At 42.5% G+C, this 12,325-nt stretch carries 11 protein-coding genes; 4 read left to right on the top strand and 7 right to left on the bottom strand.

Translation table 11 applies throughout. The features are described 5' to 3' along the window. A partial coding sequence (locus AS141_RS23780) for a RagB/SusD family nutrient uptake outer membrane protein (RefSeq protein ID WP_057940211.1) occupies positions 1–1,058 on the top strand: 1,058 nt, incomplete at its 5' end. Positions 1,059–1,110: 52 nt separating this feature from the next. Here the strand turns inward: AS141_RS23780 and AS141_RS23775 are convergent. The 3 genes from AS141_RS23775 to AS141_RS26715 form a co-directional block, all read right to left on the bottom strand. Beyond that, entirely contained in the window at positions 1,111–1,365 is a 255-nt protein-coding gene (locus AS141_RS23775) for a DUF6520 family protein (RefSeq protein ID WP_057940210.1), read from the bottom strand. Positions 1,366–1,807: 442 nt separating this feature from the next. Next, positions 1,808–2,248, bottom strand: a complete 441-nt coding sequence (locus tag AS141_RS23770; protein WP_157243568.1) for a MauE/DoxX family redox-associated membrane protein — start codon at positions 2,246–2,248, stop codon at positions 1,808–1,810. Positions 2,249–2,964: 716 nt separating this feature from the next. Further along, on the bottom strand, positions 2,965–3,111 hold the full coding sequence (locus AS141_RS26715; RefSeq protein ID WP_157243567.1) for a hypothetical protein: 147 nt from the start codon (positions 3,109–3,111) through the stop codon (positions 2,965–2,967). Between the two features lie 21 nt (positions 3,112–3,132). Between AS141_RS26715 and AS141_RS23765 the strand changes: the two genes are divergently transcribed. Beyond that, a complete protein-coding gene (locus AS141_RS23765) occupies positions 3,133–4,242 on the top strand; it encodes a histidine kinase (RefSeq protein ID WP_057940208.1) in 1,110 nt (369 codons plus the stop codon). Continuing rightward, positions 4,211–4,939 (top strand): LytR/AlgR family response regulator transcription factor, encoded by a 729-nt coding sequence (locus tag AS141_RS23760; RefSeq protein WP_057940207.1) that lies wholly within the window; start codon positions 4,211–4,213, stop codon positions 4,937–4,939. The genes AS141_RS23765 and AS141_RS23760 overlap by 32 nt, the downstream gene beginning before the upstream one ends. A 9-nt stretch (positions 4,940–4,948) precedes the next feature. On the opposite strand, the gene AS141_RS23755 is transcribed toward AS141_RS23760, so the two are convergent. From AS141_RS23755 to AS141_RS23740, 4 genes are all read right to left on the bottom strand, one after another. Then, positions 4,949–7,579, bottom strand: a complete 2,631-nt coding sequence (locus tag AS141_RS23755; RefSeq protein ID WP_057940206.1) for a lantibiotic dehydratase — start codon at positions 7,577–7,579, stop codon at positions 4,949–4,951. 960 nt (positions 7,580–8,539) lie between these two features. Then, positions 8,540–9,280 carry a hypothetical protein gene (locus AS141_RS26935; RefSeq protein WP_057940205.1) on the bottom strand — a complete coding sequence of 247 codons (741 nt, stop codon included), beginning with the start codon at positions 9,278–9,280 and terminating at the stop codon, positions 8,540–8,542. A gap of 92 nt (positions 9,281–9,372) precedes the next feature. Further along, positions 9,373–9,837, bottom strand: coding sequence for a hypothetical protein (locus AS141_RS23745; protein ID WP_057940204.1), 465 nt, complete (start codon positions 9,835–9,837; stop codon positions 9,373–9,375). A gap of 433 nt (positions 9,838–10,270) precedes the next feature. After that, positions 10,271–11,080, bottom strand: a complete 810-nt coding sequence (locus AS141_RS23740; RefSeq protein ID WP_157243566.1) for a LytR/AlgR family response regulator transcription factor — start codon at positions 11,078–11,080, stop codon at positions 10,271–10,273. A gap of 406 nt (positions 11,081–11,486) precedes the next feature. Here AS141_RS23740 and AS141_RS23730 point away from each other — a divergent pair, with 406 nt between their 5' ends. Further along, entirely contained in the window at positions 11,487–12,320 is an 834-nt protein-coding gene (locus tag AS141_RS23730; RefSeq protein ID WP_057940201.1) for an RteC domain-containing protein, read from the top strand. Positions 12,321–12,325: the final 5 nt, after the last annotated feature.

Raw genomic sequence — 12,325 nt, 5'->3', positions numbered from 1 at the left:
GACCATACCAACAGATTCTCTTTGCCAATATAGTATTGGCCGAATTGGAGAATTTCAGTGAAGAGGAAAAACAGGCCACAGATTGGAAGGAGCTAAAGGGGGCGGCATTGTTTTACCGTGCATATGCCTATTTTGGATTGGCCAGGGCTTTTTGTCTCCCCTACGACAGGGCTACAGCGGAAGGGGAGCTTGGACTGGTACTAAGAACAAGTCCCGATATCGATAGCCCGTTGCCACGGGCTAACCTGGAGGAAACTTTTGACAGGATACTGAATGACTTAACTGCAAGCAGGGAACTCCTGGCTGATTTACCGGCTGTAAATACACGCCCCTCAAAAGCGGCCGCTTATGCCATGCTGTCCAGAGTCTATTTGTATCAGGGCAACTTTGAAGGAAGCCTTGAAAATGCAGAATTGGCTTTGGGGATTTTTTCCACCCTGATAGATTACAATTCGGTAGATCCTTCGCCCTCCAGACCATTTGTAGGCAATTTTGGAGAGGTGATTTATTACAGTGAAGTGTTTTCGCAGTTATTTTACTTTTACTTTTCCGGATCAGCAATTTCCCCGGACCTAATTGATCAATATAGGGATGGGGACCTAAGGAAGGAGCTGTATTTTTATCCCCGTGATGGTTTTATGGCCTACCGTGGCCAGTATTCTTACCTGGTGAATCCATTTGGGGGATTGGCAGTGGATGAGCTGCTATTGAACAAGGCAGAGGCAGAAGCAAGGCTGGGTGAGGAATCGGAGGCATTGAATAGCCTTAACCTATTACTTGAAAAGCGGTTTACCCCTGAAAGTTTTGAGCCGTTGAGCGGCCTCAATGGAGAAGAGCTGATAAATACGATTCTAGTGGAACGAAGAAAGGAGCTGGTGTTGAGGGGGATCCGTTGGGGGGATATAAAACGGTTGAATGTACTGGGTGCGGATATTACCCTGAAAAGAACTATCAATGGTGAAGAAATCCTGTTGCCCGCAGGGGATCTCCGGTTTGCCTTACCCATTCCCCAGAAAGAAATAGGAAGAAGTGGTATTCAGCAAAACAGGTATGAATAAAGAATCAGGCAGACTTTACCAAAGACTGCCTGATTTAAAGTAGGTGAAACTATTAATTAATTGGGACATACTTCCCTGTTTCCAGCGAACCATCCACCATGTCCCCGTTTTCATCGAATCTGGCTACACACTGAGGATCTTCATCATCACAGTTATAAAGCTGTGTTTCCGGGATTTCTACCCATTCGTCATCTACAAAGGCATGTAGGGTCCCGGTTTGTTCCGGTGTTGCGAAATTCATGGCCATGGCCAGGGTTGCCCCGAACACTAATCCAAGTGCTGGGAGCATTTTTGATAATGATTTCATAATTGTGTTGGTTGTGGGAGTTGCCTCCCGGTTAAACTTATTGGTACTATGCTCCACTGATAGGAGTCCCTTCCGTGGACTTCATCCTTCGTAAGGAATCCGTCCAAGGACTCCATATCAGCGGGTGAACCGTCCGGGTTGCCCGGTTAAGGAGCCGGTTCGGATCCCTGCACCGCCCAGTGTAAGCTGGCCTTCCTACTGCCTGCCCTAGGAAGAGGCGGTGCGATACTTCTGTTTGATTTCCTGAGACTTTAGGTCTTTGGATTTGCTTTTTCTGCTATTTTTTGCAGCCCGTGCTTTAGAACCTTGGGCTGTGGGCGGCGGATCTACCTCCGCCGCCCTTTATTGTTTTGATTTACTTTGAATTAGTAGTGAATTGATAGGATTATAGTTTACTTTTGAAGTGTAGAAATGAAGATTTCTACATAGTACTGATTAAAGCTTAACACCCTGAAGAGCCTGAGGCAACTGCCTTGGGCTTTTTTATGAGGTGTTGGTAAAGGCCATAAATGCCTAGGGCTATGAACAACAGGTTCATTATAAAGTGCTCTTCCCATCCCAGACTGTTCAGGATTCCCGCGCAGTTGCAGGGTACCCTGGGGAATGCTCCTACCCAGATCAGTCCCACATACGTGGTGAAGACGGTGAGCAGGAGTATGCTTGAGAGATATCCCCACCATCTGCTGACTGAAAAGAGCAGGAGCCCGGCGATCAACAACTCTGTAATCGGTACCGCAAAGGCCAATACTTCGGCAAGTTCTGCTGGGAAGATCTGGTTGTGGAAAGCCTTCCGACTTGCTCCCCAGCGGAAGAGCTTGTCCAGACCTGTGTAGATCCAGAGCAGGATTAACAGGGCTGAAGGAATCTTGTAAAGCGCAGTCATTGGTTTCATTATAATTGTTCTTGGTAGTTGTTTCTTATTGCCTTAATCTTGATTACTGAGTATGTGATGCAACCGGAATAAATTTCATCAGGAATTGGATTCAAAAGCAAATAATTGGTACAGATAACGGGATATTGGTATAACTCGCAGGTTGGGGGATGTTTTTTGCCTTGTCGGATACGGGATTTTTATGTGCTGGCCGGCCGGCTGGGATATGCTTGGTGATTATTAGACAGCTGCTTTACTAAAGAGGCATCTCCTTAATTAGAAACTGTCCAAGATTTTTTTGAAGAGTAAATTGAAATGATTATCTTAGTTCAATTTCAGGTTCTAATTAACTTTTTAAGAGCGATCAATCAGATGGATAGGTAGAAAATCCATGCTCTGGTTTTAAGATTTAAAGATCATGCCTATGGCTTTTGTTGTTTGAATCAAGCTGTATAAAAACGGCAATAAAGCAGGCTTATCAGAATTTCTGATGGTTTTTAAAGATGTTCTTATCGTTTTCCTTAAAAAGTAAGTAAAGATTTTTGCTGGGCTGGTCCCGGGGTGTAAGGTCTTGTTAAGAAAAAAGGACCTGCGTTTTGGCAGGTCCTCAGGAACTGGAGATTTTTTCACAGGAGTAAGAATTCCTTTATGAAATGTCCAGTACAGTTGGCGGACTTCATTGAAGTCTTGGTTTCATCTCAGTATCTGGAGGGTCACCCTTTACTTTTTTAAATACGCGTAAAGGTGGTGAGGCACTCCCTGAAAAAGCTGCCGGTGACACGGCCGTCCCTGTTGTTGCTTTTTCCCTGATAACTGATTTTTCTGATTGATTGGAGTGCCTGTTGGCATTCCTCGAAGGTTTGTTTGTTTTTCATAACAGTTAAATTTTTTGTACCATGGAAATTAGTGATTCCAGATATCCATCTGACCGTTCGGGTATAACTAACAGGGATTTGGGTATAACTCGCATGCTCGGTAAACCCATTGAAAAACCGCTTTACTTTCTTTTCCTTATTTTTCTTGCCTATTGGCTGGTTGACCTAGTTGCAACATTCCTTATGACAGGTAAAATTGACAACTGGTTTTTTCCCATATACCATTTTGTAGCAGGGTATGTACTGATTGCCCTGTATTTTAAAATTATACTACCTGATTTCTTCGTCCGCAAGAGAAAAATATTGGCTGTTTTCTCTCTGCTGCTCCTGCTGCTGGCCCTGCTGACAATCAAGCTTTTTGTATTCAGACTTTATCTGGAGGATATCACACTTTCCAAATCCTTTTTGATAAATGAATTCCTGAGGATATTCCATTTTCTTGCACTTACCTCTGCGATCTGGATATTATATGATAATCTGGGCTTAAGGCAAAAGAAATACAAAGTGGAAATGGAACATGAGCGGCTGCTGATGATGCATAGATCCATGAAGCTCAGCCCACACTTTGTAGTGAACACCTTAAGTGTTTATATGGCCAGGATCATCAAACTTTCACCTTCTTTGACGACGGAGTTTTCCTATCTCACCTCTTTGCTCAGATATAGTTTTAGGGAATTTGGTCATCCGAATTTCCTGAAGGAAGAGGTGGAAGCGGTAAAAAATTATCTGCAAATACAGCAAATGCGGTTTTCCCGCTTTCATGTTGATGTGGATATACAAGTGGCTGATGTAGCGGAAAAGCTACCCATGCCCAAGTTATGCCTGCTGACCCTGGTAGAAAATGTGTTTTTCCACGGGGACTACACGGATGAAAAACATCCCTGTATGATTAAGTTCCTGCTTGCCCAGAAAGCATCAACCGGGGGTTGGGTATTCACGGTCAACATTGCCAACAAAGTCCAGAGCAGAGGGATAAAGCCCCGTTCAGGCTTTGGTGCCTCTTCTGTATTCCGTGTTCTGGGTCATAATTTCAGGGACCAATTTGAATACACGGTTGAATCAGATGAGTCAACTTATTCCTTACTATTAACTATACGTTATGGGAAAACGATACAAAATAGGTCTGATTGACGATGAGAAGCATATCCTGGATATTCTAATCCAGGAAATCTCCATGCTTCCGGATTTTGAGGTTGGATTTTCTACTGTAGATCCGGTCTTGGGTCTGGAATACCTCCAGGATGGGAATGCGGATATCCTGATCACCGATATTTTGATGCCTGGACTGGGCGGGCTGGAAATATCCAGGAAACTGATTGATTCCGGTATTCCTGTGATCATTTGTTCCGGGCACTCCAAATATGCTACGCAGGGTTATAAGGTGGAAGCACTTGGTTTTTTGGAGAAACCACCTGAAACCATTGAGCTGGCTGAAGCACTGGAAAAGGCAAAGAAGAAAATGGATTCCCGGTACTGGGTAAGAAAGGAGTTTGAAGGGGACATTCGGGTGATAGGCGATAGATTTGGGAACAGTCATCAGGTGGTGAGGCCCTCACAGATCTTATATATGGAACAGCAAAGAAAAAATTCCATAATAAAGCTGCATGACGGCAGTGAATTCATACTGGTCTCCCCGTTTATGGTCAGTATGAAAAAGCTTAAATCCAGGTATATGGTGAGGATACATCATTCATTTGCAGTAAATCTACTAAAGGTCAAGTGTCTACATTCAGATAACTGTGAGCTGGTTTCGGGGGATAAAATTCCCATGAGCAGAACCTATAGGGAAGATGTCAGACGGATCTTTGAACAGAGACGAATTGATTAAGCGCTTCATTTAAGTGCCATGGATAAATTCAGGTTTGGGCGAGAAATCTGTGATTGTCCTTGGTATGGAGTAAATTTGTTTACCGGTTTCCCGGTAGAGCCTGTACCGGATCCTTCGTTCAAAGTTTTGTGTGTCCATAGGGAAAAAGCGGTTGACCATCATATGCAGGTGGTTGAACAGGACCTGGATAGCGGTGTTTCCCGCAGCATAGAAATACTCATGAGAGCGGATAGTGTTTAAGTAAGTCTCAAGGCTGAACAGTTCTTTTTTACTTTTTCCTAAATACATAAACTCTGATTTGTATGTTTTGACCAGTTCGGACGGCATGCTTTTTACACTGTCTTTGAGTTCCCTGAATAACTGGCAGTAGTTTGGCGACTGGGTAAGAATGATTAGCCAAAGTCTGGTAATAAGGTCTTCTTTATAAGTGGGAGAATAATTCAGGTGTAAAAGTTTATTGGTTTTTGAGGCAAGGAATTCCGATTCAAGATGGAACAGTCGGTGGGAAGTTTCCAGTCCTTTAATCCCGTATTTTGAGGTTTCGGGAAAATAGGGAGCTGTTTTCCAGTCCAGATCTTCCTGCGAGAACACCTCAGAAAATGTGGCCAATAATTCATTTTTCTGCTTTCGGGATACATCCAACAGACGCAGACGGATTTCTGTTGCCCCGTTTTTCCCATAGATGAGATAGAACCAGACCGGGATTTTGGAACTGATCTCCGGTTCATCCATGTGGCTGAACAGGCGCTCCAGCACCTCGGGTAATTCCGTGTCACACAGTGTGAAGGTGAAGCAGAGACAATTCTCTTGGGTGGTGGTGACCGGGTTGAATGACCATCCTGATGTTGGGACATGCTGTGGCCTGGAATAGTGGAATACAAACTGGGGATAGGCTGCTGTGCCGTTTGCTGAGCGGAAAATCCCTGAAGGAAACCAGGCCGGATCACTGAGGGAAAGGGTTTTGTTTCGGCGGAGTTCCTGCCGGAGTATCTGCAGATCTTCGGGGTTGTCCCGGTTTAGCAACAATTCCCTGTCTGTATGGCCTGCAAGGATTTGTTTTGGAATTCCCCTACTGTCCAGTTTTTTCGTCAATTCTTTTGGGTCTGAATTGATCTCTCTGTCAAGTTTCCATCTGCTACTCTGGAGACAGATTTTTCCCCAGTTGAGCTGCGGACAATAAGGGATTTGTGAGAGGGTGTTGCTCTGGTAGGGCAGGAACCTATACCTGTCCTGATGGGCTGCCTCCCAGAGTAACCGCAGAATGGGATGGGTGATCTGCTCTCCGTTCAGGGGGTGCATGACCACAGGGATCACTTGTTTGCCTGTGGGGTTATGGATCAATAGGATACGGTTATCGTGGATTCCTATAAACAGCTCATCGAATCCCAGTTGGTTTTGTTCACGGGGAGTGAAGGGAGTGATTTCGTAGTCAAAGATATTGGTGACGTTACAAATATGTTGTATTGCGGCTGATTCCTGGAGCTGGATATGGGCATAGATATGCTCCTGATTTTGGTAAATGTTGTTTCTGATTTTTCTGGAATGGTTTTCTATCCCCGATTCCCTGTTAAATCTTCCGGTATAGACAAAGGGGCGGTTGCAGACCATATTCTCTATGACCGGATTACCGATGGCATCAAGCCTGAACAGTATCTGGATATCGTGGATTCCAGCATCCAGTTCTTTTTTGGGAATAAACTTCTGTAAGTCTAATGACTTTTGGTCCTGATTTCCCAATACTGATGTGGCAAAGTCTTTTTGGGATGTCGACTTGCTTTGATGCTGGAACTGGCGGGAAAGAAATTCACTGTGGGTCAAGAGGTCGTTTAAATTGACATAGCGGTCATCAAACTGGTTTGCAAACCAGTTTTTGAAATCCCTTAGATAGGTGCTTTCTTCTTTTGAGAAGAGGTTTCCTGCGGCATCAATGAACTGCTGCAGTTGCTTTCTGGTACTTTCAGGGATTTCAAGGGGATTTTTCACTACCATGTCCTTTCCTGTTTCTTGAGGATACATTCCATAATCAGGGGTCAGGAAACCTGTATCAAGGATCTGCTCCCATAGCAGCTTTGCTTGTTCTGCCGGGATAGTGGATTGGCGTGTGTTGAGCAGTTGGTGGAATACGTTGAAGTTTATGGTTTGCCCGGATGCGGTCTGGATTAGGGTTTCAAACAGGTTGTTTACGGGAAGTCTGCATCCGTTCCAGCTCTTGCTTTTTGTGTCAAAGACCATGGCATGGTAATACCCGTGTTTTTTGTGGATGCCGGGAATCAGATGGTAATCGGATTCAAAGTGGTTGAAGATTGACTCAATGGGTTTAGGAGATCCATATGGTTTTTTTTTGCTTATTTCTGCTGTCTGTACCGGGAAACTGAGGTTCATTTCTTTTCCCCAACTTCCCAGACCGACCCCGGCAAACATCCCGAATGGAGTGGGACGGAAGCGGCCCCGGAGCAGGTATTTTCTGAGTTTGATTTTAAGGTTCCTATCCAGCTCCGCAAAAGGTTTTTCTTTCAGTTTCCTGTAAAAAACGGGGGAAGAGAGTTTAATGGCTTCGAGGATAGTTACCCGGTTTTGCTCAAGTACTTCCGGGTCTTCGATGTCAAAATGGAACAGTGGGATGCGGTAAAGGAAATTCATGGCGGATTGTTTTTTTCTTCAATCCTACCCAGATTAATAATTGGGGCGGCATTTCCGGTATAACTACCGGGATTTAGGTATAACTAGCAGCTGACAGGGTGCTTTTTTTGAAGTCTTCGGTATCAAATCAGTTAAAAGTCAAGTTGATTTCCTTTTCTATAGATTTTTGAGCCGTTGGGGCTGGTTTTGGGAATAGAAAATCCAATTTTAGTGGAAGTTTTAGAGCAGTTACTGGGTCGGTTGTTTGGAAGTAAAAAAATCCAAACAAGCAAGTTTCAGGTATAGATAGCAGGGATATGGGTATAACTCGCGTTTTCAAATAGGAAATAACTTTGAAATGAGGTAATTAAAGTAATTTTTAAGGGTGTTACCGATCCTTGAGCTTGGTTGTCACGAATAGCCACTCGATTGTATGATCAAAAAGGGAAAAGCTGGAGATTAGAGTTAACAAGATTAAAAAAATCTGCAGTTTGAACTGTAGTGGGAACAGAGCTGCTTCATAAATCTATTTGTCAGTTGATCACAAACAAAAGAGGACGGCTTAGATGACAAAACGAAGTGTTTTTTTGAATTTGAATGGTTTCGATTTATCAAAGCCATCTGAGATGTTACTACTGATCAGGAAGAACTAAAGTTAGAAAAACCTTGCTGTATAGCTTTGATAAACGGCTTCAAAAACTCATAGAGGAATGGATGTGCTGAGACTTAAAGTCCTATACTCACAACAACAACAACAATTATACTTTCTAGACTGAGAAGAAAAGGTTGCCTAAATATGCTGGACTATTACTCAAAATGAAAGGCTGAGATTCAATGAACCGCCATATACGTGGCTCGTACTGCCTGTTCGGGGAATCGGGATACGATGTTGTGAGACCTGTGCGACTTGGCGCAGACACACTTCCGCATAGGCTGGACAAGCTGTGTATGGCTCACGGCCGACTCGATTGCCAGTAGTTTTTATTCGATCAGTTTAGTTAAATCCACGCTTGTAATTTCTTCAAATATTTGAGCTGCTAAATCTGTGTCAATTTTCCCCATTCCAAAACTTACAATCTTCCCTATAAGCATCATTTTCAAATCCTTTTTGCTGATTTTTTTGCTTTTCGATTTTAGTTGCTCAATTTCATCAAATATTATTTCTTGTCCATAACCAAGTTTCTCAAGTTTTTGCAACACAGAGTTAATTCGGTCGTGAAGTTCGGTGAGTTCCTTTAATGAATAGTCAACATCATCATCTGTTAATTCACTTTCTGGAACCTGGTAATTTTCAAATATATTTTGTTGGCGTTGAATTTCAGAGGTTAGATTTCGAATGTTGCTCAATTCAGAACGATTAATTCTTTCCTTTTCCTTTAAGAAATTCATTTCTTGACTTTGTCTCTTTTTTGCTTCATTATCAACAGCTTTTGTCAAATAGTCTTGATTTCGAGATAATTCTTTTCGTTTATCAGCCAGTTTTTTTTCAAAATCAGCAACTTTAGCACTTACACGAATTAATTCTTTAGATTTAGTATCTATTTGTCTTTGATAATTTTGAACTGTAGAAACGTTTTTTGATGAAAAAGCTTTTTTAGATAAATCATTGATTTTAGAATTCAAATCGACTTCTTTTTTCATTTCAGCAACCTGTTTTTTCATTAAATCCGCAATTTGAGAATTTATTTGGCTGACTTTATTTCGGTAACTACTTACTGACATTATTGGCTGGTTTTCAAATTGCTGGCAACGGTTTGGCTATACATAGTTTCCCGAAGGGTATTGTATATAGGTGATGTTGTGAGTGGGAGTAGTTATTTAATATTTTCTAGTTTTTCTCTTTCCCAATTTATATATGCTTCTCTTCCCAAATTTTTGGTTGAATCTCCACATAAAGGCCATTTTATTTCCAAATCAGACCATGGCTCAAACGGCAATGATCCATCATAGACTAAAGATGGTTCAATCGAGCCAATTATTTCAAGATTGGTTTTATTTCTACGAGTATACACTCCTATGCAAATTTCTTCTTTTGAGAATTCCTCTTTCCCTTTTAAATTAAAAATTCTTTCAAAAACCAAAGGTTTCAAGTCTTTAATATTTAATTCTTTAAATTCCACTTTGTGCTGAAATAGCAAGGGTGTTATTGCAATATGACACATTGCATGACTTTCCGGAGTTTTTTCTTTTTCAGAAAGCACAACAGATATACCCCAAAATCCTTCTTGTGGATTTGTCCTTATGATATCACCTTTATTTAGGAGAATTATTTTTGACATGGTAATTTACTCGCTGTTTGATAGTTTTTTCTATTACCGCTAACCTGTATTTACCACGCTTCCACTATCCAATTGAGTCTATACTTCAATTTCCCATAGGTCTTTAGGGTTCTGTTGTGACCAAATTAAGAATTTCGTCGATCCCATCAAGCGGCTTTTGTAAAGTTTTATTGGAATTTGACACGATACAATTTATCGTTCATCGTATTATCTCAAAAAACGACCATTTGTTGAGACTTATTCTTGAACCAGCCATTCCGTCCAAGAAGCCTTATTTTTAGTGTCATAAATTCTTGGCTATAATCAAAGTCTCATTAAGTATTAAATGAGCCTTTTTTGAAAATCCCCATTTGTGCAGGTTTTATCGTGTGATAGTTTGGTTCTGGGTCAGGACATACCTTTGAGCCGAAAGGTGATCGCTAATTTTGGTACCTCACCGCCTGATCCATTCTTTGAATTTTCCTGTTCTGTTCTGGCTTACAGTCACCTCTTCTGAGAAGGTTGGGGATAGATGTAAGAGGAGCTTCCCATGCCCGTTCGAGCGGAAATACACACACGCCTGGTAATGGATAATCATCTTACGGTTTATCCTGAAAAAATCACGGGTCGGCAGCTTGCGCTCCAGTTCATCCAGGGTTTCATTAAGAAAGTAGGTGGTTTGATTGGATGTAACCAGGTAGTTCATCCGGTCTTGATGGTAAATGAACCTTATATTCTGCAATTCCATGGGAATTGTTTTGGTTCCCTGTTGTACCAACAGGATTTCCATCTCGGTTTTGGTGTGTGTATTGCCTTCCCGGTTTCTTAGGATTTGGTAATAGAACAGGTAATAGATATTGAACAGGAACACAGGCAGTATCATTGCCGGTATGGAGCTGTGGTAACCTGGGTTTTCCGGGGATGAGGTCAGTCCAACATACCATTGATAGACTGAAAGAAAGAAGAAGTCTATGATCCCGGGAAGTAACACGCCAAGGACAAATTGCAGCGTCAGGCGGATCATGGGTCTTTCCTTCCAGTCATATCCTTTGTCAAGCTGGACGGTTACCCTATGGACAAACTCAATGAAGAAACAGGCGATTAAAAAGGCGGCCAATAGCTTGATGTAAAATGAACCCTGAGAGAGTGAGTCCAGAAACCGTGCCCCAGTGCCGTACATGGCTACCAAGAAAGCGGCGATCACGCATAGCAGGATGCGGATCATCTGGTCATTGTATCGTACCGGTAGCTTTTTTTTAACCAAAACACAATCAGTTACAGTCCCAATCCCGGCTTTAGGCGGGGTTGGGGGATTTTCTGGTGCCCTCCGAAAACGGAGGTTATAGGTATATAAGTTAAGAAACTCTTCTGTAATTTATTGACAGCAAGGGTTCTGAGCGTTAGCTACCGGAAGTTTTTTGAGGTCTTTTAGGTAGTTTTTTCAGGTTTTAGTTATTGACTTTGCTGTTTTTTGGGATTTTTCCATCGCTTTTCACTGCCTTTCCATCCCGTTATTCACCTGATTGGGGATTTAGGGAAGATGATTTTTACTTTTTCTTTGATCCTGAGGCTATGTTTGTGCTGTGCCCTTTTTGGGTACTTTGTCCTATTTTATATTCAGCCCGCGGGCAGTTTTAACCGGGGATTTCCCCATTTAAAATTGTCAGATTATGAATTATAATGAACAGTTTAAAGAACTATTCCTTCAGATGAAAGGGGAGGTGGCAGCAATTGCGTCCACTTCTTCCAACCGCCTGGCTACAGTACAGGAGTCCTATCTTTTGGTAGGCAAGTATTGTGAACTTGTGAAACCAGCCGATGAGTTTGATTCAATTCAGGAAGAAGTGGAATTCTTCAAGAAGGTCAGACCCGGCTTTGAAGCCGAACTGATTTATTTTGGAGAGCTTTATTTTATCCTCTCCAGCCTTCCGGAAAGAAGAAGGGATGCCATCCGCTTCTTGCAAAAACAGTATTCACCCCTTCAGGTTTACTGCCAACGGTATCAATTGCTTTACGAATATTGGTGTTTGGGAAGGTCTGGTTTTGATATGGATCTGTTTGTGCGCTCCGACAGGAATAGGACGTTAATGCTTACGAGCCCATTGCCCATTGGAGATGCTTTTACCACACCTGCAGGTAAGGTGGTTGCCCGGTTCCGTGCCTATAAGGAACTTCATGGGTATTTGGGTAAGGAGATCAGCAACCTAAAAAACAGGAAAGAAAAGGAGAGCCATTCTTTTAAATGGACTGCTACCAAAGCTGCCTTGGTCGAACTGGCCTATGCCCTGAAAGCATCCGGAGCCATTAATAACGGCAACTTATCCATCCGGGAGATTGCCATGCATCTGGAACGGGCCTTCCAGCAGGATCTCTCCCAGTTTTATAGAACCTTTCAGGAGATCCGTATCCGCAAAAACAGCCGTACCACTTTCTTGGATCGGCTGAAGGAAAAGCTGGAGAGCTGGATGGACAATACAGACCTGAACAGCAGGGGGGAAGGCTGATTTTT

The sequence above is a fragment of the Algoriphagus resistens genome, assembly GCF_001442615.1.
Classification (GTDB): domain Bacteria; phylum Bacteroidota; class Bacteroidia; order Cytophagales; family Cyclobacteriaceae; genus Algoriphagus; species Algoriphagus resistens.
The sequence above is the reverse complement of the archived record's forward strand: the minus strand, read 5'-3'. Positions and strand labels throughout refer to the sequence as shown.

What these genes read in the sequence shown, in the direction of transcription:
- AS141_RS23775 (WP_057940210.1), bottom strand. Translation starts at nt 1,365, where the DNA reads ATGAAATCATTATCAAAAATGCTCCCAGCACTTGGATTAGTGTTCGGG.
- AS141_RS23770 (WP_157243568.1), bottom strand. Translation starts at nt 2,248, where the DNA reads ATGACTGCGCTTTACAAGATTCCTTCAGCCCTGTTAATCCTGCTCTGG.
- AS141_RS26715 (WP_157243567.1), bottom strand. Translation starts at nt 3,111, where the DNA reads ATGAAAAACAAACAAACCTTCGAGGAATGCCAACAGGCACTCCAATCA.
- AS141_RS23765 (WP_057940208.1), top strand. Translation starts at nt 3,133, where the DNA reads ATGGAAATTAGTGATTCCAGATATCCATCTGACCGTTCGGGTATAACT.
- AS141_RS23760 (WP_057940207.1), top strand. Translation starts at nt 4,211, where the DNA reads ATGGGAAAACGATACAAAATAGGTCTGATTGACGATGAGAAGCATATC.
- AS141_RS23755 (WP_057940206.1), bottom strand. Translation starts at nt 7,579, where the DNA reads ATGAATTTCCTTTACCGCATCCCACTGTTCCATTTTGACATCGAAGAC.
- AS141_RS26935 (WP_057940205.1), bottom strand. Translation starts at nt 9,280, where the DNA reads ATGTCAGTAAGTAGTTACCGAAATAAAGTCAGCCAAATAAATTCTCAA.
- AS141_RS23745 (WP_057940204.1), bottom strand. Translation starts at nt 9,837, where the DNA reads ATGTCAAAAATAATTCTCCTAAATAAAGGTGATATCATAAGGACAAAT.
- AS141_RS23730 (WP_057940201.1), top strand. Translation starts at nt 11,487, where the DNA reads ATGAATTATAATGAACAGTTTAAAGAACTATTCCTTCAGATGAAAGGG.